Origin of the sequence: Actinomadura sp. RB99, from assembly GCF_014706005.1 — a bacterium.
Classification (GTDB): Bacteria; Actinomycetota; Actinomycetes; order Streptosporangiales; family Streptosporangiaceae; genus Spirillospora.
The window spans coordinates 59,895-83,738 of record NZ_JABMCA010000039.1 but is presented as its reverse complement, the minus strand read 5'-3'; the positions used below and the strand labels follow the sequence as shown (position 1 = coordinate 83,738).

General features: G+C 69.7%; 20 protein-coding genes, 1 tRNA gene and 1 pseudogene. 15 read left to right on the top strand and 7 right to left on the bottom strand.

Going from position 1 to position 23,844, the window contains the following annotated elements; genetic code table 11:
- Positions 1–260 precede the first annotated feature (260 nt).
- The 7 genes from amrb99_RS29745 (at position 261) to amrb99_RS29715 (ending at position 9,352) form a co-directional block, all read left to right on the top strand.
- Positions 261–1,061: an aminodeoxychorismate lyase gene (locus amrb99_RS29745; RefSeq protein WP_190862275.1), complete on the top strand. Its 801-nt coding sequence runs from the start codon at positions 261–263 to the stop codon at positions 1,059–1,061.
- Between the two features lie 80 nt (positions 1,062–1,141).
- Positions 1,142–2,569, top strand: coding sequence for an extracellular solute-binding protein (locus tag amrb99_RS29740; RefSeq protein ID WP_190862251.1), 1,428 nt, complete (start codon positions 1,142–1,144; stop codon positions 2,567–2,569).
- Positions 2,541–3,506: an ABC transporter permease subunit gene (locus amrb99_RS29735; RefSeq protein WP_190862245.1), complete on the top strand. Its 966-nt coding sequence runs from the start codon at positions 2,541–2,543 to the stop codon at positions 3,504–3,506. Before amrb99_RS29740 ends, amrb99_RS29735 begins: the two co-directional genes overlap by 29 nt.
- Positions 3,503–4,330 carry a carbohydrate ABC transporter permease gene (locus tag amrb99_RS29730; RefSeq protein WP_190862243.1) on the top strand — a complete coding sequence of 276 codons (828 nt, stop codon included), beginning with the start codon at positions 3,503–3,505 and terminating at the stop codon, positions 4,328–4,330. Before amrb99_RS29735 ends, amrb99_RS29730 begins: the two co-directional genes overlap by 4 nt.
- Complete coding sequence (locus tag amrb99_RS29725) at positions 4,330–5,454, top strand: ABC transporter ATP-binding protein (RefSeq protein WP_190862241.1); 1,125 nt, start codon at positions 4,330–4,332, stop codon at positions 5,452–5,454. The genes amrb99_RS29730 and amrb99_RS29725 overlap by 1 nt, the downstream gene beginning before the upstream one ends.
- Positions 5,451–6,650: a CehA/McbA family metallohydrolase gene (locus tag amrb99_RS29720; protein WP_190862239.1), complete on the top strand. Its 1,200-nt coding sequence runs from the start codon at positions 5,451–5,453 to the stop codon at positions 6,648–6,650. The genes amrb99_RS29725 and amrb99_RS29720 overlap by 4 nt, the downstream gene beginning before the upstream one ends.
- Positions 6,641–9,352 carry an alpha-mannosidase gene (locus amrb99_RS29715; protein WP_190862237.1) on the top strand — a complete coding sequence of 904 codons (2,712 nt, stop codon included), beginning with the start codon at positions 6,641–6,643 and terminating at the stop codon, positions 9,350–9,352. Before amrb99_RS29720 ends, amrb99_RS29715 begins: the two co-directional genes overlap by 10 nt.
- A gap of 21 nt (positions 9,353–9,373) precedes the next feature.
- On the opposite strand, the gene ppgK is transcribed toward amrb99_RS29715, so the two are convergent.
- The gene (ppgK, locus tag amrb99_RS29710; protein ID WP_190862273.1) at positions 9,374–10,132 is read right to left on the bottom strand and encodes a polyphosphate--glucose phosphotransferase; all 759 of its coding nucleotides are present in this window, start codon (positions 10,130–10,132) and stop codon (positions 9,374–9,376) included.
- Between the two features lie 132 nt (positions 10,133–10,264).
- Between ppgK and sthA the strand changes: the two genes are divergently transcribed.
- A complete protein-coding gene (sthA, locus tag amrb99_RS29705) occupies positions 10,265–11,677 on the top strand; it encodes a Si-specific NAD(P)(+) transhydrogenase (RefSeq protein WP_190862235.1) in 1,413 nt (470 codons plus the stop codon).
- Here the strand turns inward: sthA and amrb99_RS29700 are convergent, their stop codons facing one another.
- A complete protein-coding gene (locus amrb99_RS29700) occupies positions 11,678–12,091 on the bottom strand; it encodes an SsgA family sporulation/cell division regulator (protein ID WP_151541842.1) in 414 nt (137 codons plus the stop codon).
- Between the two features lie 327 nt (positions 12,092–12,418).
- Here amrb99_RS29700 and amrb99_RS29695 point away from each other — a divergent pair, with 327 nt between their 5' ends.
- From amrb99_RS29695 to amrb99_RS29685, 3 genes are all read left to right on the top strand, one after another.
- The gene (locus amrb99_RS29695) at positions 12,419–12,796 is read left to right on the top strand and encodes a PGPGW domain-containing protein (protein WP_347256916.1); all 378 of its coding nucleotides are present in this window, start codon (positions 12,419–12,421) and stop codon (positions 12,794–12,796) included.
- Positions 12,797–12,820: 24 nt separating this feature from the next.
- Positions 12,821–13,846 carry an ABC transporter permease gene (locus amrb99_RS29690; protein ID WP_190862234.1) on the top strand — a complete coding sequence of 342 codons (1,026 nt, stop codon included), beginning with the start codon at positions 12,821–12,823 and terminating at the stop codon, positions 13,844–13,846.
- A gap of 80 nt (positions 13,847–13,926) precedes the next feature.
- A tRNA-Val gene (locus tag amrb99_RS29685) sits at positions 13,927–13,998 on the top strand.
- 499 nt (positions 13,999–14,497) lie between these two features.
- Here the strand turns inward: amrb99_RS29685 and amrb99_RS29680 are convergent.
- Entirely contained in the window at positions 14,498–14,653 is a 156-nt protein-coding gene (locus amrb99_RS29680; protein ID WP_190862232.1) for a hypothetical protein, read from the bottom strand.
- 93 nt (positions 14,654–14,746) lie between these two features.
- On the opposite strand from amrb99_RS29680, the gene amrb99_RS29675 reads away from it, so the two are divergent.
- Together amrb99_RS29675 and amrb99_RS29670 are read left to right on the top strand one after the other, a co-directional pair.
- The gene (locus amrb99_RS29675; protein ID WP_190862230.1) at positions 14,747–15,127 is read left to right on the top strand and encodes a PadR family transcriptional regulator; all 381 of its coding nucleotides are present in this window, start codon (positions 14,747–14,749) and stop codon (positions 15,125–15,127) included.
- Positions 15,124–16,323: a helix-turn-helix transcriptional regulator gene (locus amrb99_RS29670; RefSeq protein ID WP_347256915.1), complete on the top strand. Its 1,200-nt coding sequence runs from the start codon at positions 15,124–15,126 to the stop codon at positions 16,321–16,323. The genes amrb99_RS29675 and amrb99_RS29670 overlap by 4 nt, the downstream gene beginning before the upstream one ends.
- A 287-nt stretch (positions 16,324–16,610) precedes the next feature.
- Here the strand turns inward: amrb99_RS29670 and amrb99_RS51520 are convergent.
- Positions 16,611–16,840: pseudogene (locus amrb99_RS51520) on the bottom strand (transposase); the annotation flags it as partial.
- 219 nt (positions 16,841–17,059) lie between these two features.
- Between amrb99_RS51520 and amrb99_RS29665 the strand changes: the two are divergent.
- Positions 17,060–17,299 carry a hypothetical protein gene (locus amrb99_RS29665; RefSeq protein WP_190862228.1) on the top strand — a complete coding sequence of 80 codons (240 nt, stop codon included), beginning with the start codon at positions 17,060–17,062 and terminating at the stop codon, positions 17,297–17,299.
- Positions 17,296–17,529, top strand: a complete 234-nt coding sequence (locus tag amrb99_RS29660; protein ID WP_190862226.1) for a hypothetical protein — start codon at positions 17,296–17,298, stop codon at positions 17,527–17,529. Before amrb99_RS29665 ends, amrb99_RS29660 begins: the two co-directional genes overlap by 4 nt.
- Before the next feature lie 218 nt (positions 17,530–17,747).
- Here amrb99_RS29660 and amrb99_RS29655 read toward each other — a convergent pair whose 3' ends face one another.
- Genes amrb99_RS29655 through amrb99_RS29645 form a run of 3 tightly spaced genes read right to left on the bottom strand, consistent with a single transcriptional unit; the run spans position 17,748 to position 23,024 of the window.
- Positions 17,748–18,590, bottom strand: a complete 843-nt coding sequence (locus amrb99_RS29655) for a hypothetical protein (protein WP_190862224.1) — start codon at positions 18,588–18,590, stop codon at positions 17,748–17,750.
- A 7-nt stretch (positions 18,591–18,597) separates the two neighbouring features.
- On the bottom strand, positions 18,598–22,575 hold the full coding sequence (locus amrb99_RS29650; RefSeq protein WP_190862221.1) for an AAA domain-containing protein: 3,978 nt from the start codon (positions 22,573–22,575) through the stop codon (positions 18,598–18,600).
- Positions 22,572–23,024 (bottom strand): hypothetical protein, encoded by a 453-nt coding sequence (locus amrb99_RS29645; RefSeq protein ID WP_190862211.1) that lies wholly within the window; start codon positions 23,022–23,024, stop codon positions 22,572–22,574. The genes amrb99_RS29650 and amrb99_RS29645 overlap by 4 nt, the downstream gene beginning before the upstream one ends.
- Between the last annotated feature and the right edge of the window lie 820 nt (positions 23,025–23,844).

Sequence of the window (23,844 nt, the reverse complement as noted above, 5' to 3'; positions counted from 1 at the left end):
CCCGGCCCCCTGGGGTCGTACTGTGGGGCCATCGGCTGGGTGGACGCGGACTCCCGGCGCGGCGCTCCCGCAGCGGGCGTCCGGAGCCCCAGGGCGGACGGCGGCCTGCCGCGTTCCGGTAGGGGCGCCGGCGCCGCCCGGAGTCCGGTCCGCACCGCGAACGGCGCGAGGCCGGGCTGAAGGCGCCCGGCCATGGGAGGTGGCTTCGGGTGACGGCGCAGGCCCACGACGGGCGGGCCAGGATCTGGCTGAACGGCGAGATGGTCGATCCCGAGCGGGCCGTGGTGTCGGTGTTCGACCACGGCATGCTGGTCGGCGACGGCGTCTTCGAGACGGTGAAGGCCTCGCACGGCGAGCCGTTCGCGCTGACCCGGCACCTGCGGCGGCTGGCGGCGTCGGCGGCGGGCCTCGGGCTGCCGGCGCCCGACCACGACGCGCTCGCGCAGGGGGTGCTGGAGGTGCTGGCGGCGGCGCCGAGGTGGCCGCTGGCGCGGATCCGGATCACGTACACGAGCGGTCCGGGGCCGCTGGGGTCGGCCCGCGGCGACGCGGGCCCGACGGTGTCGATCATCGTGGACGAGCAGGCGCCGTTCCCGGCGACGGGCGACGTCACGGTGGTGCCGTGGCCGCGCAACGAGCGGGGCGCGCTGGCGGGCCTGAAGACGACGTCGTACGCCGACAACGCGCTGGCGCTCGCGTACGCCAAGGAGCGCGGCGGCGGCGAGGCGATCTTCGGGAACCTCGCGGGGAACCTGTGCGAGGGGACCGGCAGCAACGTGTTCCTCGTCCGCGGCGGGCGGCTGCTGACGCCGCCGCTGTCGTCGGGCTGCCTGGCCGGGGTCACGCGCGCGCTGGTGCTGGAGTGGTGCGGCGGCGAGGAGGAGGACGTCCCGCTGGAGGAGTTCTACCGGGCGGAGGAGGCGTTCCTGACGTCGACGACCCGGGACGTCCAGCCGATCCGGGCGGTGGACGGCACGATCCTGCCCGAGGCCCCGGGGCCGATCACCGCGAAGGCGATGGAGGCGTTCGCGGCTCGGTCGGCCGAGCTCATGGACCCCTGATCAAGAAACCGATCGCCTGGGTCTTTACGTGATCGCCTTCTTCGGTGACGTTAAGTGGTGACGCTTGTAGGAGGTCACCCATGGTCGGCTCCCGCAGGGACATCTCCAGAAGGCGGATCGGCGCGGCGGCCGCGCTCGTGCTGGCGGGCGCGGTGCTCGCCGGCTGCGGCGGCGGCGGATCCTCGACCGATCCGAATCGCGGCAAGGACGCCAAGAGCTTCACCCTCACCATCACCCGGAACGCCATCGCGGGCGGCAAGAACGCCGGCGAGGCCGAGTGGCTCACCAAGACCGTCATCCCGAGGTTCGTGGCCGCCGAGAAGGCGAAGGGGATCACCGCGAAGGTGACCTTCCGCGGCCAGGGCGTGGACGACGAGGCCTACAAGACCAAGCTCGCGCTGGACCTGAAGTCGCGGTCGGGCGCCGACGTCATGGACATCGACGGCATCTGGGTGGGGGAGTTCGCCCAGGCCGGGTACATCAGGCCGCTGAGCGAGGTCGTGGGCGCCCCGGCGGACGCCTGGGACGGCTGGTCGCAGATTCCTGGATCGGTCCAGCAGCTGGCGCTGTTCGACGGCAGGAAGTACGGCATACCGTCCGGTACCGACGGGCGCCTCCTCTACTTCAACAAGAGGCTGTTCGCGCGGGCGGGCCTGCCGGCGGACTGGCAGCCGAAGAGCTGGCAGGACGTCGTCGCGGCCGGCCGCGCGCTCAAGCGGCTCCCCGGCGTGACCCCGATCCAGTTGGACGCGGGCACCGCGATGGGCGAGGCGACGAGCATGCAGGGGGTGCTGCCGCTGCTGGCGGGCGCGGGCGCCCAGATCTACCAGGACGGCACGTGGACCGGCGGCGGGCCGGCGCTCAAGAGCGTCCTCGGCCTGTACGCGCAGATCTACGGGTCCGAGAGGCTCGGCGATCCGAAGCTCCAGGAGGAGGCGAAGGGCCGCGACAAGTCCTTCGAGGAGTTCGCCGCCGGGAAGATCGGCGTCCTGGCGGAGGGCGACTACCTCTGGCGGGACGTGCTGAACCCCAAGGACGGCGTCGCGAAGATGAGGACCCGCGACACCGACGTCGGGTTCGCGCTGATCCCGGCGGTCTCCCCGGGCAAGGGCGTGCGCGGGCAGTCGTTCGTGAGCATGTCCGGCGGGCCGCTGACCGTGATGAACCCGAACACCAAGTACCCGCAGCAGGCGTTCGAGTTCATGGAGTTCATGAACTCCGCGGACATGGTCAAGGCGCGCACCGCGGGGACCCCCGAGATCACGTCCCGGACGGACGTCAACAAGCAGATCCTCGCGGGTGACCCGCTGCTGTCGTTCGTGTCCGAGAAGGTCCTGCCGGTCACGTCCTACCGGCCGGGCCTGGCGGTCTACCCGCAGGTGTCGACGGCGCTGCAGGAGGCCACGGCGGCGATCGTGGCGGGCAAGAGCCCGGACCAGGCCGCCGCGCAGTACGCCAAGAAGCTGGAAGGGATCGTCGGTGGCCCCTCTCACGTCTCCCCCCGGTGAGGCGGCGCGCCGCGGCGGCACCGCCGCGGCGTCCGCCGGCGGGGACGCGGCGGGGCTCGGACGCGGGCGCGCGGCGGCGTTCGTCGCGCCCGCGCTGGTCCTCATCGCCGTGTTCCTGGTGTTCCCGGCCATCTGGACGCTCTACCTCGGCACGACCGACTACCGGCTGACGGGGATCGCGGCCAGCGAGCCGAAGTTCGTCGGCGCGCACAACTACGGCGACGTGCTCGGCGACGGCGACTTCCACCGTTCGCTGTGGCTGACCCTGCAGTTCGTGCTCGGCTCGGCGGTGGTCGGGCAGACGCTGCTCGGGTTCGCGATCGCCTGGGTGATGCGCGACCGGACGGGGTTCGTCCGGCGGGTCGTGGAGGCGCTGGTGCTGCTGGCGTGGATCCTGCCGGGGTCGGTGATCGCGTTCCTGTGGATCGCGCTGCTGGACCGCGACGGCGGCACGCTGAACGCGCTGCTCGGCACGCCCGGCACGGCCTGGCTGATCGACCATCCGATGGCGTGCGTGACCGTGTTCAACGTCTGGCACGGCACCGCGTTCTCGATGATGCTGTACGGCGCCGCGCTCGGGAACGTTCCACCCTCGCATCTGGAGACGGCGCGGCTGGCCGGGGCGTCCACGTTCCAGACGCTGCGGGACGCGGTGCTGCCGCGCATCCGCGGGCACGTCCTCACCAGCCTGCTGCTGATCAGCCTGTGGACGTTCAACGACTTCACCCCGTTCCTCATCACGGCCGGCGGGCCGGACCACCGCTCGGAGATCATGTCGGTGTACGTCTACCGGACCGCGCTCGGCGACGGCCGGCTCGGCTTCGGCGCCGCCATCTCGCTGATCATGATCCTGATCAACCTGGTGATCGCGCTGGTCTACCTGCGGGCGCTCCGCGACCGCGGGAAGCGCGCGTCCGGTCGGGCGGTGGCCGCATGAACACCCTGGTCAGAGAGGTGCTGCGCAGGATCGGGCTGGCCACGTTCGTGTCGGCCGTCCTCGGGTTCTTCGCGCTGCCGCTGCTGTGGCTCGCGTTCACCCCCTTCGACGCCGACCCCGGCATCGCGGCGTCCCTGCCCGACTTCACGCTGCACAACTTCAAGGTCCTCATGGACAACCCGTACGCGCTGGAGTCGCTGCGGAACTCGGTGCTGCTCGCCGCCGGGACGGCCCTGCTCGTGGTCGTGTGCGCGGCGCTCGCCGCGTACGCGCTGAGCCGCGTCCGGGTGCCGGGACGGGACGCGCTGCTGTACGTCCTGCTCCTGCTGTCGTCCATCATCACCGGCACGGCGGCGATGGTGCCGATCTTCCTGCTGGCCTTCAACCTGCACCTGATCGACTCGCGGCTCGGGGTGATCCTGGTGCTGACCGGCGGGCTCCTCCCGGCGGCGATCTTCCTGCTGAAGGACTTCACCGACGCGACGCCGACGTCCTACGAGGAGGCCGCGCGGGTGTTCGGCGCGTCGCCGCTGCAGATCCTGCGGCACGTGGTCGTCCCGGTGATCCGCCCCGGCCTCGCCACGGTCGGGGTGTGGACGGTCGCGCAGGTGTGGGGCGACTTCCTGATGCCGTTCCTGCTGCTGCGCAACCCGGACAAGGCCCCCGCGTCCGTGATCATGTACACGTTCTACACCGAGGGCGGCCAGCCCGACCTGCCCCTGATCTCCACGTTCTCGCTGCTGTACTCCCTGCCGGTCGTGGCCATGTACCTGTTCGTGAGCCGCCGGTACGGGTTCCGCTTCCACGGAGGGATCAAGCGCTGATGGCGGCCATCACCATTCGGGAGCTGACGAAGGTCTATCCGGGCGGCGTGCGGGCCCTGGACGCGCTGGACCTCGACGTCGCGGACGGCGAGTTCTTCGCGCTGCTCGGCCCGTCCGGCTGCGGCAAGACCACGCTGCTGCGGACCGTCGCGGGGCTGGAGTCCGCGACGTCCGGGACGGTCGCGCTCGGCGGCGCCGACGTCACGCGGCTGCCGCCGGGCCGCCGCGACGTCGGCATGGTGTTCCAGGACTACGCGCTCTTCCCGCACATGAGCGTCCTGGACAACATCGCCTACCCGCTGAGGATCAAGAAGCGGGCCAAGGCCGACCGGCACGCCCGCGCCGCCGAGGCCGCCGAGTACCTCGGCCTGGAGGGGCTCGGGGGCCGGCGTCCCGGCGAGCTGTCGGGCGGCCAGCAGCAGCGGGTCGCGCTGGCCCGCGCGCTGGTCGCCGAACCGCGGATCTTCCTGCTGGACGAGCCGCTGTCCAACCTCGACGCCCGGCTGCGCCTGGAGGCCCGCACGTTCCTCAAGCGGCTGCAGAAGGAACTGGCCGTGACCACCGTGTTCGTCACCCACGACCAGGCGGAGGCGCTCGCGCTCGCCGACCGCATCGCGGTCATGGAGAAGGGGCGGATCCGGCAGCTCGGCACCCCCACCGAGGTGTTCCGGCGCCCCGCGAACCTGTTCGTCGCGTCGTTCATCGGCTCCACGCCCATGAACCTGCTCCCCGGGCGCGTCGAGGACGGGCACGTCGTCGCGGCCGGCGCCGTCCTGCCCCTGCCGGACGAGGCGCGGGCGATCCCGGCGGGGGAGGAGATCGTGTGCGGGGTACGACCGGAGTACCTCGACTACGCCGACCGGCCCGCCGGCGGGGCGTTCGCCGGGCGCGTGTCCGTGGTCGAGCACCTGGGCGGCAGCGCCCTGGTGACGCTGGACGTGGCGGGCGAGCCGGTGCACGTCGTCGTCGGGGAGGGGCGCGAGCCCGCGCCCGGCGACGAGGGCTGGGCGCTGCCCCGCCCCGGCCGCGTCCTGCTGTACCGCGACGGCGAGCTGGTGGCCGCGGCGGACCCGTCCGATGTGCCCGAACCGAGGATGGCCCCGACCGGGAAGGAGAACGGATGACCGTTCATCGGGGGAGATGGACCCTGGAAGACCGCCTCGAGCAGGGGCTGCGGGAACTGCCGTTCGACGTCCCGGCCGGGACGGCGGCGGTCACGGTGGAGCTGTCGTTCGACGGCGGCGTCATCGACCTCGGCTGCGGCGGGCCCGGCGGGTTCCGCGGCTGGTCGGGCGGCGCCCGCCTCACGTACACGGTCGCCGCGGACTGGGCGACGCCCGGCTACCTGCCGGGCGAGCTCGAACCGGGCACCTGGCACGTGTGGCTCGGCCTGCACCGGATCCCGCCGGACGGCGTCCCGTACGAGGTCACGGTGACCACGTCGTCGTCGCCGCCACCGCGCCCGGAGGCCCCCGCGCCGCCGCCCCGCCCCGAACGCCCGCCGCGCCGCGACCTGCCCGCCCCGTCCGGCATGCGGTGGCTCGCGGGGGACCTGCACTCGCACACCGTGCACAGCGACGGGACGCTCACCGTCCACGAGCTGGCCTGCCTCGCCGCGTCGCGCGGGCTGGACTACCTCGCGGTGACCGACCACAACACCGTCAGCCACCATCCCGAGCTGCCCGCCGCCGGCGCCCACGCGGGCGTCCTGCTGCTGCCCGGCCAGGAGGTCACCACCGACCTCGGGCACGCGAACGTGTTCGGCGACACCGGCTGGGTCGACTTCCGCCGCCCGAGCGCCGACTGGGCCGCGTTCGCGGAGGCGCGCGGCGGCCTGATGTCGATCAACCATCCGCTCAGCGGCGACTGCGCGTGGCGCCGGCCGCTGCCGCCCGAGTCGCGGCCGAGGTTCGCCGAGATCTGGCACCCGTCCTGGTGGGACCGGCGCTGGGGCGCCCCGCTGGCCTGGGCGGACGTGTGGCGGCCCACCGGGGTCGTCCCGCTCGGCGGCAGCGACTTCCACGACCCCGCCCAGTTCAAGAACCTCGGCGCGCCCGTCACCTGGGCGCTCGCCGAGGAGGACCGGGTGCTCGACGCGCTCGCCGCCGGGCGGGTGGCGATCTCCGCGGGCCCGGACGCGCCGGTCCTGCTGCGCGTCGAGGACGACCTGATCGCGCTGGACGCCGACGGCACCGTCCTCGTCCGGCCGGACGGGCGGCGCCTCGCCGTCCGGGGCGACAAGGTCCGGGTCCCGGCGGAGGGACCGGGCATGCACCGGCTGGAATCCCACGAGAACGAGGTGATCGCACTGTGCGGCTGAACGCCCCCGAGATCGTCGTCGTGCCCCACACCCACTGGGACCGCGAGTGGTACCTGCCGTTCCAGCGGTTCCGGCTGCGGCTGGTGTCGCTGATGGACGGCGTCGTCGACCGGATGGAGGCCGACCCGCGCTGGCGCTTCACCCTCGACGGCCAGATGGCCGCCGTCGACGACTACCTGGAGATCCGCCCCGAGCGGCGCGAGCGGGTCGCCGCGCTGGTCCGGGACGGGCGCCTCGCCGTCGGCCCCTGGCAGATCCTGCACGACGAGTTCCTGTGCTCGGGAGAGAACATCGTCCGCAACCTCGAACTCGGGATGCGCCGCGCCGAGGAGCTGGGCGCGGCGATGATGGTCGGCTACCTGCCCGACCAGTTCGGGCACTGCGCGCAGACCCCGCAGATCCTCCGGCTCGCGGGGATCGAGCACGCGTGCGTGTGGCGCGGCGTCCCCGACCGGGTCCGGGCCAGGTCGTTCGCGTGGGAGGCGCCGGACGGCACCGCGGTCCGCACCCAGTACCTGCCCGAGGGCGGCTACGGCAACGCCGCGTCGATGTTCGAGGACTTCGCGGACGGCGCGTCGCTGCTGCCCGGCCGCGCCGCCGGGTTCGCCGAGGCGATGGGCCCCTGGTACCGCGACGGCGGCCCGCTGCTGGCGATGTACGGCGCCGACCACACCGCGCCCGCCGCCGACCTCGCCGACCGCGTCGGCGGCGCCGGCGTCCCCATGCGGCTGGACACCCTCGCCGGGTACTTCGCGGGCCAGGACCCGTCCACGACCGGCCTGACCCGGGTGCGCGGGGAGCTGCGCTCGCACGCCCGCGCCAACATCCTGCCCGGCGTGATCTCGGTGCGGCCCCGGCTGAAGCAGCTGATGGGACGCGCCGAGCGGCTCGTCGAACGGTACGCCGAACCGCTCGCCGCGCTCTGGTACGCGGGCGACGCGCAGCGGTTCCTCGACCTGGCCTGGCGGCGCCTCGTCGAGGTCAGCTGCCACGACTCCGTCACCGGCTGCGGCAGCGACGAGACCGCCGAGCAGGTCGCCGCCCGGATGGCCGAGGCCGAGCAGCTCGGCCGGGCCGTCTGCGACCTGGTCACCGCCGAGCGCGCCGCGTCCGTGCCGCTCGGCGCGCACCTGGTGTTCAACCCGACCCCGGACGCCCGGACCGGGCTGGTGTTCCTCGACGTCCCCGGCGGCGGCGAGCCGGGGCTGGAGACGGGCGACGGCCGCCCGGTGCCCGTCCAGGTGCTGGAGACCGCGCCGACCGTGCTGGACGACGCCGTCCACCCCGCGTCCGCCCTGCCCGTCCTGCTGGAACGGGTCTACGGGCGGGTCCTGTTCGGGCAGGAGATCCGCGACTGGTCGGTGTCGCGGGACGACCGCACGCTCACCTTCCACGTCACGGCCCGCGCGGACACCCCGTTCGACATCGGCGACGTGCGGGAGGCGCTGAGCGGCGCCGAGGGGGAGTGGCGGGTCCGGATCCTGGCCGACCCGCGCCGGAGCGTCGCCGCGCTCGTCGAGGTGCCCGCGCTGGGGCTGGCGGCCGTCCGCACGGGCGCCCCGGCGGCCGTCGACGATCCGGTCAGGGCCGACGGGCACGTCCTGGACAACGGGCTGCTGCGCGCCGAGGTCCGCGACGGCGGCACGATCGGGCTGCGCACGCCCGGCGGCGCCGTGATCGAGGGCATCGGCCGGATCGTGGACGGCGGCGACCTCGGCGACTCCTACAACCACGCCCCGCCCGCCGCGGACCGCCTCGTCGGCGCGCCGGAGTCGGTCCGCGTCGAGCCGGTCTGGGACGGGCCGCTCGTCGCCGCGCTCGACATCGTCCGGACGTACCGCTGGCCCGCGCACGGCGACGCCGCGGCCGGCGCCCGGTCCGAGGCGGAGGAGGAGGTCACCGTCGTCACCCGCGCCGAGCTGCGCGCCGGCGAGCCGTTCCTGCGGCTGCGCGTCACCTTCGACAACCGCTGCGCCGACCACCGCGTCCGGCTGCACGCGGCGCTGCCCCGGCAGGCGGGGTCGTCGTTCGCCGAAGGGCAGTTCGCGATCGTCGAGCGCGGGCTGACGGCCGAGGGCGGGTTCGGGGAGCGGCCGCTGCCGACCTACCCCGCGAACGGGTTCGTCGCCGCCGGCGGCTTGGCCGTCCTGCTGGAGCACGCCACCGAGTACGAGGTCACCGGCGGCGGCCGCGAGATCGCCCTCACCCTGATGCGCTCGATCGGCTACCTGTCCCGCGACCGCAACGCCTACCGCGACCAGCCCGCCGGCCCGCAGTTGCCGACCCCGGGCGCCCAGTCCCGCGGCGAGCGGACGGTCGGGATGGCGATCATGCCGTACGGCGGCGACCGGCCCGGCGACGACGTGGTGGAGGCCGCCGAGCGGTACCGGCACGACCTGCTCGCCGCCGCCGGCTACGGCCCGGCGGACGCGCCCGCCCCGCCTTCCCGGGCCGGCGTCTCGATCACCGGCCCCGGCGTCGCCATGACCTCGCTGCGCCCCCGCGGCGACGGCTGGATCGAGGCGCGGATGGTCGCCGAGACGCCCGTGCCGACCACCGCCGTGCTGCGCGGGGCGTTCACCGAGGCCACCCGTGCCGACCTGCGCGGACGCCCCGGCGTACCGCTCGACGTGCACGCCGGGACGTTCGCGCTGGCACTGCGCCCCTGGGAGATCGCCACGGTCCGCCTCCGGATGCGGTGAGGCGGGCGGAGGCGGCGGAGGTCAGCGGGCGGCCTCGGCCGGATGCGCCGCGGCCGCCGCCATCGCCGCGCCGACGATCCCGGCGTTGTTCACCAGCCGCGCCGGGACGATCGGCGCCCGCACGCCCTCGATCAGCGGGACGAACCGGTCCGCCTTCTTGCTCACCCCGCCGCCCACGATGATCAGCGACGGCGAGATCAGCGCCTCCAGCCGCGCCATGTACTCGCTCAGCCGCTTCGCCCACCGCTCCCAGCCGAGGTCGTGCTCCTCGCGGGCCTTCGCCGACGCCCGCACCTCGGCGTCCTTCCCGCGGATCTCGATGTGCCCGAACTCGGTGTTCGGCACCAGCACCCCGTCGGTGAACAGCGCGCTGCCGATGCCCGTCCCGAGCGTCAGCACCACCACCGTGCCCTTGCGATCGCGTCCCGCGCCGAGCCGCATCTCCGCGACCCCGGCCGCGTCCGCGTCGTTCAGCAGGGTGATGTCCCGCCCGGTCGCGTCCGCCATCAGCGACGCCGCGTCCAGCCCCAGCCAGCGCTCCGACACGTTCGCCGCCGACAGCGTCACCCCGTCGATCACCACGCCCGGGTAGGTGACGCCGACCGGCCCGTCCCATCCGAAGTGCCGGACCACGTCGGCGACCACCTCGGCCACCGGGCCGGGCTCGGACGGCTGCGGCGTCGCGACCCGGTACCGGTCCTCGGCCAGCTCCCCGGTGGACAGGTCGACCGGGGCGCCCTTGATCCCCGACCCGCCGATGTCGATCCCCAGCATCCGCATGCTCATGACCTACCCCTGCCCCCGCTTCCTGATCTCCCTGTGTCCACTCGACGGCCAGGGTAGGCCGTGAAGATCGCGATTCGTCCCCGGGAAACCCTTATGCCGGGCGCGGCCCCCGGTCAGACTGGAAACGTGAATGACTTCGATCTCCTCGTCCTCGGTTCGGGCCCCGGCGGGCAGCGGGCGGCCATCGCCGCCGCCAAGCTCGGCCGGAAGGTGGCCGTCGTCGATCGCCGCGAGATGATGGGCGGGGTCTGCATCAACACCGGGACGATCCCGTCCAAGACCCTCCGCGAGGCCGTCCTCTACCTCACCGGCCTCAACCAGCGCGAGCTGTACGGCCAGAGCTACCGGGTCAAGGACGACATCACGGTCGCCGACCTCGGCATGCGGACCCAGCACGTCATCGGCCGGGAGACCGACGTGATCCGCAGCCAGCTGGCCCGCAACCACGTCACCGTGCTGCCGGGCACCGGCCGGTTCGTCGAGCCGAACGCGGTCGCCGTCTCCGGCGGCCGGGAGCCGGGCGGTCGGGAGCAGAAGGTCACCGCCGACCGGATCGTGATCGCGACCGGCACCCGCCCCGCGCGCCCGGAGAGCGTCGCGTTCGACGAGAAGACGATCATCGACTCGGACGGCATCATCAACCTGGACCACGTCCCCGAGACGATGGTCGTGGTCGGCGCCGGGGTCATCGGCATCGAGTACGCCTCGATGTTCGCCGCGCTCGGCACCAAGGTCACCGTGGTCGAGCGGCGCGAGCGGATGCTGGAGTTCTGCGACCTGGAGATCGTCGAGGCCCTCAAGTACCACCTGCGCGACCTCGCGGTCACCTTCCGGTTCGGGGAGACCGTCGCGTCCGTCGAGCGGATGGCGCGCGGCGCGATCACCGTGCTGGAGAGCGGCAAGCGCATCCCCGCCGACACCGTGATGTACTCCGCCGGGCGCCAGGGCATGACGGACGGCCTGCAACTGGAGGCGGCGGGGCTCGCCGCGGACCGCCGCGGCCGCATCAAGGTGGACGAGCACTACCGCACCGAGGTCCCGCACATCTACGCCGTCGGCGACGTGATCGGCTTCCCGTCCCTGGCGGCCACCTCGATGGAGCAGGGACGCCTCGCGGCCCACCACGCGTGCGGCGAGCCGGTGTCGGACATCATCGACCTGCAGCCGATCGGGATCTACACCATCCCGGAGATCAGCTTCGTCGGCCGTACCGAGGACGCCCTGACCGAGGCCAAGGTGCCCTTCGAGGTCGGCGTGTCGCGCTACCGCGAGCTGGCCCGCGGCCAGATCATCGGCGATTCCTACGGGATGCTCAAGCTCCTGGTCTCCCCGGACGACCGCAGGCTCCTCGGCGTGCACGTCTTCGGCACCGGGGCCACGGAGCTGGTGCACATCGGGCAGACGGTCATGGGCCTGGGCGGCACCGTCGACTACCTGGTCAACGCGGTGTTCAACTACCCCACCTTGGCCGAGTCGTACAAGGTCGCCGCCCTGGACGCGATGAACAAGATGCGCCACATGGCCCGGCTGTCAGAGTGATCACGACGGCCAGAGCAGGTTCTCCAGCTCGTCGTCGATGTCGATGAACTCGCTCTCCTCCCCGGCCGGGACGGCCTGGTAGGTGCGGTGCAGGAAGTCGGCCAGGGGCGGGAGCGGCACCTCGAACAGGGCGTTGCCGAACGGCGACGACAACGCGATGTTCAACGTCCCGTCGTCCCGGGCCGGCCAGACCTCGACGTCCCCGTCCCCGACCTTGCGCACGATCCCCACGGTGAGCAGCTCCCGTGCGAAGATCCACTCCACCGGCTCGTCGTCGCCCACGTAGAACGCCATCCGGATCGCGTACGGGTCGTCGGCCGCGTACTCCAGCCCGGCGAGCAGGGGAACGCTCGTGCGGTCGGGGACGACGAGACGAAGGCCCAGCTCCGCTGAGACTGTGGTACTGCTGTTCATGGCCATTCCCTCTAACGTCGGTCCCGCTGGCTCGCGGGGTGCTCCGGTGAGTGCTTCTCCCTCACACGGATGTCCCCCCGATCTATGACGCCTAACTGCCGCGCCGCGGTCCGACATTCCATGCCCCCCGGGTGGTGTGATCCATCTCACGCTCGCAAAACCGGCTCCTGACCTGCGCAAAAGCCGATCTTCGCCAGAAGGCCGACGTCCGCCGCGGACCGGCCGCGGCCGGGTAGGCTCGCACCGTGAGGCGGCGATCTTCTGGCCAAGGGTAAAACTGTGACAATTAATGATGAAAAGGACGCTCCACCGGGCGAATCCGGCCCCGTGCGGCGCTTCCGCGAGACCATCCGGCGCAACCCGATCCTCAACACCGCCTGGCGCGCGGGCGTCTTCGCGGTCGGCGCGACCGTCCTCGCCGGCGGCCTCGTCATGATGGTCACCCCCGGCCCCGGCATCGTCGGGATCGTCCTCGGCCTGGCCATCCTCGCCACCGAGTTCGCCTGGGCCCAGACCGCCCTGCACCGCGCCAAGGCCGCCGCCGAGCGCGCCAAGGAGAAGGCCCTCGACCCCCGTAAGCGCCGCCGCAACACCGTCCTCGGCGCCACCGGAGGCGTCCTCGCCGGCGCCCTCGTCGTCGGCTACCTCGCCGCCTACGGCTTCGCCCTGCCGTGGAACGTCGAGGACCTCACCTTCTGGAACTGACCTCCGATCACCTAGCGTGATCACATGGATCACGCCCGTCACCGGTCGGTACGCGAGCACTGGACGGCCTTCCGGGAGTCCCCGTTCCTCCCCGCCGTCGTCCTGCTGTTCATCCTCGCCGCCGCCGCGGGCCTGTTCGCCGGCTCCTACTGCTACGCGATGGCCAATCCCGCCCCCCGCCACGTCCCCATGGCCGTCACCGGCCACGGCGAGTCCGCCCACCTCGTCCAGGCCCTCGACGCGGGCCTCGACACCTCCCTGTCCATCCGCCACTACGCCACCTACGCCGCCGCCCGCGCCGCCGTAGACGAGCAGCGCGAGTTCGCCATCCTCGTCCTGCAGGGCGACCGCGCCCAGCTGGACGTCGCGGCCGCCGCCGGCGCCTCGGTCTCCCGCCTGCTCACCCAGGCCGCCCCGATCGCCGGCCAGAAGTCCGGCGTGCCCCTCACCGTCCGCGACATCAAACCGCTCCAGCCCACCGACCCCCAGGGCCTGGCGATCTTCTACATCTCCCTCGCCTCGGTGATCATCGGCTTCGTGGGCGCCATCCAGCTCAGCGTGCACGCCCGCGCCCTGAACGCCGGCGAGCGCATCTCCTTCATCGCCGCCTACGCCGTCCTCGGCGGCCTGGCGATCTGCGCCGTCGTCGACGGCCTCCTCGGCGTCCTGGACCTCCCCTTCAAGGAGTCCTGGGGCATCTGCGCCCTCACCATGTTCACCAGCGGCATGGTCTTCACGATGTTCAACACCCTCGTCGGCCGCTGGGCCATGATCCCCACCTGGGGCCTGATGGTCCTGATCGGCAACCCGTCCTCCGGCGGCGCCGTCTCCTGGCCCCTGCTGCCGTCCCCCCTCGGCCTGATCGGCCGCTGGCTCCCGCCCGGCGCGTCCGTGAACGCCCAGCACACCGCCATCTACTTCCACTCCCACCAGCACGTCCTGCCGTTCATCGTGCTGGCCGCCTGGTCCCTGGTCGCCACCACGATCTTCGTCGTCTGGCGCCACCGCCACCCCGGCGGCCGCGACACCGCCCCCGCCCACGCCCGCTGATCGCCGCGCTCGATGAGCGAGCACCCCCCGACATGCGCTAGAGTTTCGGACGTCGGAACGCCCCACGGGACGTTCCGCCGGGGCGATTAGCTCAGTGGGAGAGCGCTTCGTTCACACCGAAGAGGTCACTGGTTCGAACCCAGTATCGCCCACGTTCCCCCAGGTCAGAGGTCACTATTAAACGGATAGTGACCTCTTCTGACTGTTCGGGCCTGCCGAAGAGGTCGCACGTTCCACAGGGGCCTCCTGTGCAGGTCAGCGGCCTGCTCGCGATGCTTCGGGGCGAACGGCGGGGCTGATGGGGCAGATCGGGGGCGACGATCTTGCCCCACGCCAAGCGTGGTCGTCAGGTCGCGGCCAGAGAAGTTACTCTCCGTGTTAACTGGCGAAGTCGCGCCGCTGAATCATCGAGGCCATGCCAGACGTTCTTCGAGAGCTCCATAGCCGACGGAGGTCCGGCGCGTTGACGTCCCGCTGGTTTGGTGCGTGGTCGAGGTGCTGGACTCCGAGTGCGGCGTCCTCTTCGCTGGACGTCCGGCGCACACGGTGTGTCGGCTGCTGGTGTTCGGGCCGCTGCACCACCGCGCCGAGTGCAGCGGGCAGTTCGAGTTGCTCGCCACGCCTGAATCAGCGTTCCGAGGACCGGGCCGGTCACGGGCCGTAGATCGCGTACAGGATCGGCGGCAGGGCTCCGATCAGGACGGTGGTGGCGATGATGACGGGCGCCGGGCGTGTTGTGGCACGCAGCGTCCTCACGATGTAGGCCACGAGGACGAAGAAGGCTAACGCGACCAGTACTCCGAGCATGGGGTTCGCCTGCACAACGCTTCCCTTTCGCCTTCGCCAGGTAAGTGCACCTAGGTACGATAGGACCCATCGTAGCTAGGTACACTAAGGCGCATGGGTGGTATCGAGCGGATCACCGGACCGCTCCTCGATGTGATCGAGCAGCTCTACGAGGCGCACACGCAGGACGTCGAGTTGCATGGTTGGCCGATCGTCCACAACACCAAGCGGGCGGGACCGACGGTGTACCGGGTGCTGGACCGTCTGGAGGACGCCGGCTGGGTGTCCGCTCGCTGGGAGGAGCAGGACCCAGGGGTGAACCGACCGAGGCGACGGTATTACCGGCTCACGCCCAATGGCTTGGAAGAGGTCCGCGAGCTCCTCGGGCAGCGGCGGCCGTCCGCGCTCAGGCCGGCCGCGCCGCGTTCCGCCCCCAGAGATCCCCGCACGGCCTTCGGCGTCTGGCTGACGGCCCTAATCGGGGGCCGCTCGTGAACCACTTCGTCGTGTTCTGGATCGTGCTGGCCCTGGCATTGCTCGTCGCCGTCATCGAGCAGACGGACGTCCCCGCCGAAATCGCGCGTCGCATCGTCCGTTGGTCGGCCTACCGTCGCTACAGCGACCCCAGCCGGGCACAGACCCGTGCCGAAGAGCTCGAGGCGCTCATCAACGACCGGCCCTGGAACGTCCTCCGGCTCGGCACCGCCTTTACCTATGCGGTTGCGGCCGCGCGATCGGCACCGTATGCCGTCCGCACCCGGGAGGCGCCCAAGGTCAGTGCCGCACCGCTCGCACCGGTGGTCGCGGCCCCACCCGCCGCGGAGACCATGGAATCCCAGGCCGCCGGAACGACGGTGCGCCGAATCATGCTCGGCGCACAACTGCGCCGCCTGCGTGAGGCGAAGGGTGTGACCCGCCAGGACGCCGGCTATGCCATCCGTGCGTCCGAGTCCAAGATCAGTCTCCTGGAGTTGGGGCGGGTGAGCTTCAAGGAACGCGACGTCAGCGATCTCCTCACCTTGTACGGCGTCACCGACGAGGCTGAGCGCGAGTCGCTGCTTCGACTGGCCCGGAACGCCAATACCTCGGACTGGTGGCACCGCTACAACGACGTACTGCCCGGCTGGTTCCAGACCTATGTCGGGTTGGAAGAGCAGGCGGCGCTTGTCCGGATCTACGAGTCGCGCTTCGTCCCGGAGTTGCTTCAGACGGAGCAGTATGCTCGGGCAACCTTCCCCCAGTGCCACTCGCAAGCCGTCGAGCGGGAGATCGACCTGCGCGTTGAGCTCCGCATGCAGCGGCAGCAGCGGTTGACAACCCCGGATGCTCCCAAGCTCTGGGTCGTGCTAGATGAAGCAGCGCTCAACCGGTTCCCTGGTGGACCGGAGGTGATGCGGGGCCAGTTCGAGCATCTCATCGAGATGTCCCGCCTGCCGAACGTTGCGATCCAGATCATGCCGTTCTGGTTCGGCCGCCATGTCCCGGTGAATGGGACCTTCACGATGCTCCGCTTCCCCGAGCAGGACGTGCCGGAGATGGTCTACATCGAAACTCTCGCTGGCGCGATGTACCTGGACAAGCGCGACGAGGTCAACGCTTACCAGATGGCGATGGAACGGCTCTGTACCGAGAGCGAGCCTCAGGACCGGACGATCGAGATACTTTACGACCTGGTGCGGCGGTCGGCATAGGCGCCAGTCACGTCAGACAGACGTGAACCAGATTCGCCCACCGCCCGTATTGGTAACTGACTCTGCTGATCGCCGCCGCCTGGCTCCACTCCGCCAACGTGTCGGCCTGTCGAGAGGAGTCTCATGCTCCTGATTCGGGCCAGACCTCGGCCAACGGTCGAACCGAGGGGCGGCGATCAGGAGTCATTAGGATTCAGGCCCGTCAGCTCCCCCATGGGCCGCCCAGACGCTGACCGAGCCGGTCGCACCCCACCGCGCCAGTCGAACCGGCTGGCCGCCCCTGGCTAGTTCAGGACGATGCGGTGCAGCTTGGTCCAGACTCGTGCCTGGGCCCGCTCGGCGAAGCGGCGGTGCGCCCTCTGCCAGGATGCACTGGAGATCGGCGGAAGAACTGCCGCCGGGTGCAACCGGTGGTCACCACGAACACGATCGCGGCCGGTGTGTTGCGGTCATCGGCCCGGCGTCGTCCACCGCTCCGCGGCCGAACCGGCGCAGGTGGAGCAACGAGCTGAAACAGCTCCTACAACTCGTCCGGTTTCAGTTGCTCGTTGAAACTCACCATGACCGACCCAACGAGCAATCACCGATCAAGACACGTTCCGAGAGCATTGGTAATGCTCATCGCCAGTGACCCGATACGGCTATAGCGGACTCTCCGCGGAGAATTGACCATGAAGCGGCACCGGACACGGTGTTCCACCACCGGCCGGAGCCTGGACGAGAAAGGCTCCCCATCGTGAGCGAGACCACGATTCCCCCTACCAGCGGCGAGGTCGCGACGATCGTTGAGCGACTTGCCCGCATCGAGCGGGTCATCGAGCAACTGGCCAGGACCGACAGCGCGCTGATCGACATCGGGGAGAAGCAGCTCGACCTCTTCGGGGAGATCGCTGCAGCCGTCCGGCCAGTGCGCCCGCCCGCGCCGCGCCGCCGTCACCTGCGCGCCATGAAGCCCGACGGCGAGGCATCATCATGAACACCGGCCGAATCCCTGATCTGGCCGCCAAGTTGGCGGCGTTGAAGGCTCTGGTCGCAGAGATGAACGCCACGACCCGGAACATCGAGTGGATCATGGGTGGCATCGCCGAAATGGTGCCCGGCGTGGCCGACGAGGAGCTGTTGCTGTGTGCCCGGATCGCCGAGTTGGAGCACCCTGAGCTGGCGCCTAGAGGGCACAACAGCCGGCACCTAAGGGTTATCGAGTAGTCGCTCGATCTACAGGTCCCCCGGCGGCCGGACTTTTCCGCTGGCGGGCCTACTTGTCTAAAGGGTTCGTGAAGCCACCTCAGCTGGGATGCTGACGACGGGGCCCTGGGCTCTGAAAACTAGATTCCCGGACTCTGGTGTTGGCTCTTTCGGCGATGTAGGGTCCTGTCGGGTCAAGCCATTGGAAGGCGCAGAGGCCAGCTCTAACAATGCCCCGGCTATGGGGAACAGTTTCCGAGGTCGTTGAGGGTAGCGACGACGGTGTACCAGGAGAGGTTGACGGTGTCGTCGTCCGGCGGGGCGCCGATTCTCAGTTCTGCCTCGGGATGCACCATGTTGCGATACTCGCGCAGGGCCGTGGCCCAACTCTTGACATCCTGCTGGATCCAGCCGCAACTGTGCGCGACGTTGATCAGATCCGTAAGACGCCAGCTTGTGATGGGACGCACGTTCCCTTGCTTGTCCCGTGGAGCGGCGCGGCAACGGCAGGCTTTCTCCGCGTGCTGCTTCACGAACTCCAAGAGCACACCTTCCATGACGCTGCCGAGGAGGATCACGCTGGCGAGCATCGCGCCGTATTCCCGGCAGGTTCGAGCTTCGTCCAACCGGGCGCGCAGCCGTACTGCCAGCGGCGTGTCACCGACGATGTCGCCGATCTCGCTTGTCAAGACCGGGGGAGCGGGTGCGGCGGGGGAGCGCATCGCCGGGTCGCGCTCGACGAGAGCGGGCCGGGCACCCCGGTAGACGACTTGGAGTCCCTCGTAGACCAGTACCTCGTTCAGTTGAGCGGCCACCTGTGGCGCGTCCTCGCAGTCCATGTGCTCGAAAGGGCTGGCGAGGCGGCAGATCACTTTTTCGATGGCAGCGAAGTCGCCGCGGCGTTCGCGCAGGAGGTCGAGTGTCCAGCCGAGGCGGCTCTCGCCGTCGTAGTCGGGGACGTCGTCCCAGCCGGCAACGTCGAAAAATTTGGGGAGTTGCCAGTATTGGCGGTGATGAGGGCCGTTGGTGTCGCAGATGATTTCACCGATGCGAGTGAGGGTGTTGTCGTCAAGTTCTTGCATGTGAGCCTCAGTGTGTCCGGCGGGCGGCGGCGATGGCGGAGTTGAGTGCTTCGGTGATTCGCGAGCCGCGTCGGCTGAAGCCCAGAAATGCCATGGCTTCGGTGAGAAGTTGTTCTTCTGTACGCAGCAGTCCGTCGCTTTCGATCCATCGCACCAGGGCGACCAGGTCTCGGTGCGCGTACTCGCCGATCGCCAGTCCGCCGTGGATGTTCGGCCGAGGTAGCTTTCTGGTGTGGGACACCGGCGTCGTGGCCGGGTCGGGTGCGTTCGGTACCGATGGGGAGGGACGTGGCGAATCGGCGTCGGCGACGGCCTGGTCGTAGGCGGCCCGTGCTCGCGCCGTCTCGGATATCGGATCTCGGAACCAGGCCGTCGACCAGATGCGGTGGAATCGCCAGCCGAGTCGCTCTAGCTGCTGCTGGCGCAGGCGGTCACGATCGCTGGCACCGGGTGCGCTGTGGTAGGAGGCGCCGTCGGCTTCGATGGCTAGCACCATGCGGCCGGGCTGGGAGGGATGCTTGGCGGCGAAGTCGATGCGGTATCCGGCGACGCCGTATTGCGGCACGACGGGGATGCCGCTGGCGAGCAGCCGCTCATGCACATCCCGCTCGAAGGGATTGAGATCGGGTGTGTCGGGTGCGTTGTAGCCCAGGCTCGTCCCTTGGGTTTCCGTGTACTCCAGGTATCGGCACAGCATCCGGCCGCCCTCGTTGTGCAGACGGTCGGGGTCGACATCGTGGCGGGCGAAGGAGCTGACAAGCGTGAGCCTGTGCTTGGCCCTTGTGATCGCCACGTTCACGCGTCGCTCACCGCCAGGCCGCAGGATCGGGCCCCACATGTAGCGCATACGTCCGTCGCCGTGCTTGCCGTAGCCGAAGGTGAGGATGATGGCGTCGCGCTCGTCGCCTTGTACGCGTTCGAGGTTCTTGACGAAGAAGGACTCGTCGCCTTTCTCGGTGAAGAACTCTTCGAGTTCGGGGTGCTCGGCGAGGCGTTGCCTGAGAACCGCGTCCACGCGCTGGGCGTGCTTGGAACCGAGCGCGATCACGCCGAGGGATTCCTGTGGGCGGGTGCGTGCGTGTTCGAGCGCCAGGTCGACGACCTTATGGACTTCGGCAGTGACCGACTGCTCCTGACCAGCACCCGGTTCCTGCGGCGTGTGGACGAACTGCAGGCAGTCTTCGCCATGGACACCTGGGAAGGTGATGAGCCTTCCTCCATAGAACCAATGATTCGAGAAGGCGATGAGCCGCTCGTCGCGGCTGCGGTAATGCCAGGTCAGGGGGCAGTTCGGCAGGAGCGGCTCAAGAACGTTGAGAATGGACTCGAACCCTCTGTCGTAGGGGATGATGTCCGGCGGCTGATCGGCTTCGTCGTCGTGGTCGTCTCCGGCGACCTGAGTGAAGAAGTTGCTGGGCGGTAGCTGCCGGCCGTCTCCCGCGACCACGAGCTGCCGGCCGCGCATGATAGAGGGAACGGCATCCGCGGGGATCACCTGGCTGGCCTCATCGAAGATCACAACGTCGAAGATCTGCTTGCGCGGCAGCACCTGGCTGGCCATGAGCGGTGACATCGCCCAGCACGGCTTGAGGGCGAAGAGAACTGCTTCGGCCTGTTCGACGAGGGCTTTGAGGGGCATGTGCCTTCGCTGCATGGCGGCCTGCTTGCGGATGAGGCGAGCCTGCTGCGGAGCTCGATCCATGCTCGCGTGGAGCCACTCCGCGGTGGCGCGCCGAACCCGATCGCGGTTCGTGCGCTGGTGCTCGCGGTCGGAGTTCGCGAAACGCTGTACCGTCCTGTCCAGCCCGCTGCTCGTCCACGAAGCGTAGTGCCGATCGCGGGCCGCGATGTGCTGCAGAATTGATCGATACCAGGCGAAGTCAAATGTCTCGGCAGCGGTATCCGGCGTGGCACGCCGACTGGCGAGTTCGGCCAGCAGTGGTTCCAAGCCCCGGCTGTGCAGGCGCGTCCGGAGTTCAAATAGCGTCGGCAAGGTCCATAGGCTCGCCTGATCGGCCGCAAGCCGGTGGAGTTGGCGTGCCAGGTCGGGAAACCGGTGTTCGTGCAGGCGATGTGCAGGAAGAAATTCTGAAAGCTTGCCGAGTGCTGTCAGCAAATCCTCGTACGCTGCCGTGGCGTTATCGAGGTCCAGGTAAACGCGGACTGGCCCGTCGGCGAGCCCGCGCCACTCCTCGAGCCGGAGTTCGACGTCCAGCAGCGCGTTGTGCAGGACCCGCCGTGATCTATGGGGATCGGTGCAGAGCTGCCGGGCCTGTCGGCGCAGCGCCCCTCGCTCTCGCCATCCCATGACGATCCCGCGTTCTCGGCGCGTACGACGGGATCCAGTTGCACCGATCAGATGTCCGATCGGTGCTGTGTACACCTCGGGGAGGAAGGTACCGGCGGTGCTCCGTACAGCCTTCAGGAGGTCGAGAGCCTGGCCCATCGCGGCGGGGGTCGCAGGCAGGCGCAGACCGAACTCCCTGCCGAGGCGCGCGAACTGCGCAGCCGCGGTGGGCAGCACGCGGGTACGCAGGTCGTCGACCGTTTCGTGAGCCTGCTCTGCCTGCCGGAGGCTCGTAACGACAGCGCCGTACCAAGCGCTCTCCTCCCCTCGCGTCGTGAATCCGCCCAGGTCGGCATACTGACGTAGGTCGTCGCGGACGGACCGCGCCGCGTCCTCGCCGAGACTGCGCAGGACGCCTTCAGGGAATCGTACGTTCGACCGTGCCCGGCGCGAGGCACCAAGAAGCGCGCCTTGGGCCTTGAAGGCCGTTACGCCCCAGGGCTCACGCACGGCATGGAGAGCCGCCTCGTGCTCGATCAACGCTCGGCGATGCTCCTCCAGTCGCCGGTGCAGTTCCTCGACCCGCGGCGGCGGGGTTCGCGCCGCCCGCTCCAGGGTGTCCCCGAGCTCCTCGGCGATACGGCGCTTGTCACGGGTCCCTCCGTGTACGTCCAAAACCAGATCGGCGAGTTCCACCCGGCGGAGTCGGTCCAACACCGCGTCGATCGCTGCTCTCTTCTCCGCTACGAACAGCACCTTCTTGCGCTCCGCGACCAGCGTCGCGATGAGATTCGCGATCGTCTGCGTCTTGCCGGTGCCCGGGGGACCATGGATCACCACGTTCAGCCCGCGACGTACCGCCTGGATCGCCTTGAGCTGCGAGGAGTCGGCGTCATCGACCGTGAACTCCGCCGCCGGCGGGACCTCGTCCGCAGTGGGCAGGTCTTCCGCTGCGCCGAGCTGGGCATCGAGCCGGTCCTGCGCCTGAGGATCACCGGCGATGGCGGCGATGACATCGCTGCCCGACATCAGTTCGGTGGCTCGCTCGAGGTCGCGCACCATGGGAAGCTTGGCGTAAGTGAAAGTGCCCAACACCGCCCGTTCCGCGATCTGGAAGCCGGGGACGGACTCGGCGGAGATCTTCCTCAGCCGGTCGAACACGGGTCTCGGGTCGAAGGGTCCCTCGCCGAGCAGCTCCAGCAACTCGGCGCCCTCGACGTGCAGGGAGAATTCGACCGCGAGCTTGTAGAGCAGTACCTCGTTGAGTTCCACCTCCTCATCGAGCTCCAGCTCGAAGTCGTCCTGCCGTGCCCGGGTCGCCTTCAATCCGAGCCCACGGAGCAGGACGGGAGCGGCGGGCGCACGGTCCCGAGCAGTCCAGCTCGCTAGGCCGATCGCCATGTACGCGGCCGCGATACCGCGTTCCTCGCTGAGCTCCCGGGCCTTGCGGTAGAGCGCTCGGACCCGCTTCACGGCGTCGGCATCGTCCGGGAACAGGCGGGACAGCCGGACCGGCCTGGCCGCGAGCAGCCTCCGTACAGCCTCGGGCTGCCCCTTGCTGACGTCGATCGTTCCAACACCTCTGCCCCTGTAATACAGGAGCGTGTTCTGGCCGCTGAGATCGGTCAGATCCGCTTTCCACCTGCGAAGGCAGTCGGCGAGATCGCCGTGGCGTTCGCCCGCCGGCCTGCTGGTCATACGATGGTCGCGATCGTGAGCACGAGGTAGACGGTCATGACCACACTGGTCACGGCGATGAGGTAGACCATCACACGCTGATGCGGTTCGAGGCTGACCTGCTCTGCCGTCTCCGTGGCCGCCGCCCCGCCCTCCGGCATCTGCCTGAACTGCCGCCGCCGTTCGGCCATGATCGGAAGCAGATCCAGCAAGGCCCTGTTCTTCATCGTCCTATGAACGGTCAACGAACATGCGTACAGCCTGCCGGTAGCGTGATTTCTGCACGGCTCGCCGCGGTTGGTCTGCACCCCACAATTCGTCGGGCAATAGCAGAGTTCGTAGACGATCCAGGTCAACAGAGGAATGATCCACAGTTGCCAGATCTGTGAGAACCCCACGACTGCGGCCAGCAATGCAATTCCCGCCCACCAGGCGTTCCGTGATTGATCCCGCGTCTTCCGCCGCGCCATGCCACCTCCTGTCGCCAAAAGGTAAGCCGACGGTAAGGCGGTCGTGAAGAAGCCTGGCCGTAAGTGGCTGATTCGTTGTGGTCCGCCGATACGTCGACTCCGACAGCCGATCGCGCTTCCGCTGGTCACCGCTGCAAGTCGACTTGGCTTACTTAAGTGACCAGCGTGGGTCCCATGAGCAGTAGAGGGCAGTTGTTCAGCAGGGTTGCATGTGGCAGGACTTTACTTCTATGGCTCTGGTAAATGAATGGTCGCGAGGGAAAAAGAGAATCTGCTGGACGTAGTTGGGTGAGTCAGCCGATTGCTACCGGCCCGCGCCCGTGCGTTCAGCGGAGCCGGTTGGTGGCCCCCGCCGAGTGCTCGGCCCGGTTGGTCCGCCTTATCGACGATCCGCTCGCCGACCATGCGCTGCCGCTGATCCGCCCGCGTGGAATTCGACAACCGCTGGCACGTCGCCACTGCCAAGGCCCCTCGCGCGGGATTGCAGTGCCGACTGGCCCGGCAAGTCACTACTGACCGCTACGCCCGTCGGCAGCATGCGAGGTGTTGATAGTGGGAGATCGTAAGCGACTTGATCTTCTTCGAGGTGCGCTGTGCTGTGCTGAACTACTACGCCTGACCTGCGGTTATATCTGGAGCCCTGCCTTCTGGGGGTGATCGGTCGTGTTCACACCGAAGAGGTCACTGGTTCGAACCCAGTATCGCCCACAAAACCCCAGATCAGAGGCATGCTCTCACCGAGAGCATGCCTCTTCGCGCATCCAGCCCCTGCCGAAGAGGTCACAAGTTCCCGCAGAGGCGTTACCGCAGGTCACAGGAC

Excerpts from the sequence above, each read along its gene's own strand:
- amrb99_RS29745 (WP_190862275.1), top strand. The coding sequence starts at position 261 with ATGGTCGATCCCGAGCGGGCCGTGGTGTCGGTGTTCGACCACGGCATG.
- amrb99_RS29740 (WP_190862251.1), top strand. The coding sequence starts at position 1,142 with ATGGTCGGCTCCCGCAGGGACATCTCCAGAAGGCGGATCGGCGCGGCG.
- amrb99_RS29730 (WP_190862243.1), top strand. The coding sequence starts at position 3,503 with ATGAACACCCTGGTCAGAGAGGTGCTGCGCAGGATCGGGCTGGCCACG.
- amrb99_RS29725 (WP_190862241.1), top strand. The coding sequence starts at position 4,330 with ATGGCGGCCATCACCATTCGGGAGCTGACGAAGGTCTATCCGGGCGGC.
- amrb99_RS29720 (WP_190862239.1), top strand. The coding sequence starts at position 5,451 with ATGACCGTTCATCGGGGGAGATGGACCCTGGAAGACCGCCTCGAGCAG.
- ppgK (WP_190862273.1), bottom strand. The coding sequence starts at position 10,132 with ATGCGGATGCTGGGGATCGACATCGGCGGGTCGGGGATCAAGGGCGCC.
- amrb99_RS29700 (WP_151541842.1), bottom strand. The coding sequence starts at position 12,091 with ATGAACAGCAGTACCACAGTCTCAGCGGAGCTGGGCCTTCGTCTCGTC.
- amrb99_RS29690 (WP_190862234.1), top strand. The coding sequence starts at position 12,821 with ATGGATCACGCCCGTCACCGGTCGGTACGCGAGCACTGGACGGCCTTC.
- amrb99_RS29680 (WP_190862232.1), bottom strand. The coding sequence starts at position 14,653 with ATGCTCGGAGTACTGGTCGCGTTAGCCTTCTTCGTCCTCGTGGCCTAC.
- amrb99_RS29675 (WP_190862230.1), top strand. The coding sequence starts at position 14,747 with ATGGGTGGTATCGAGCGGATCACCGGACCGCTCCTCGATGTGATCGAG.
- amrb99_RS29660 (WP_190862226.1), top strand. The coding sequence starts at position 17,296 with ATGAACACCGGCCGAATCCCTGATCTGGCCGCCAAGTTGGCGGCGTTG.
- amrb99_RS29655 (WP_190862224.1), bottom strand. The coding sequence starts at position 18,590 with ATGCAAGAACTTGACGACAACACCCTCACTCGCATCGGTGAAATCATC.
- amrb99_RS29650 (WP_190862221.1), bottom strand. The coding sequence starts at position 22,575 with ATGACCAGCAGGCCGGCGGGCGAACGCCACGGCGATCTCGCCGACTGC.
- amrb99_RS29645 (WP_190862211.1), bottom strand. The coding sequence starts at position 23,024 with ATGGCGCGGCGGAAGACGCGGGATCAATCACGGAACGCCTGGTGGGCG.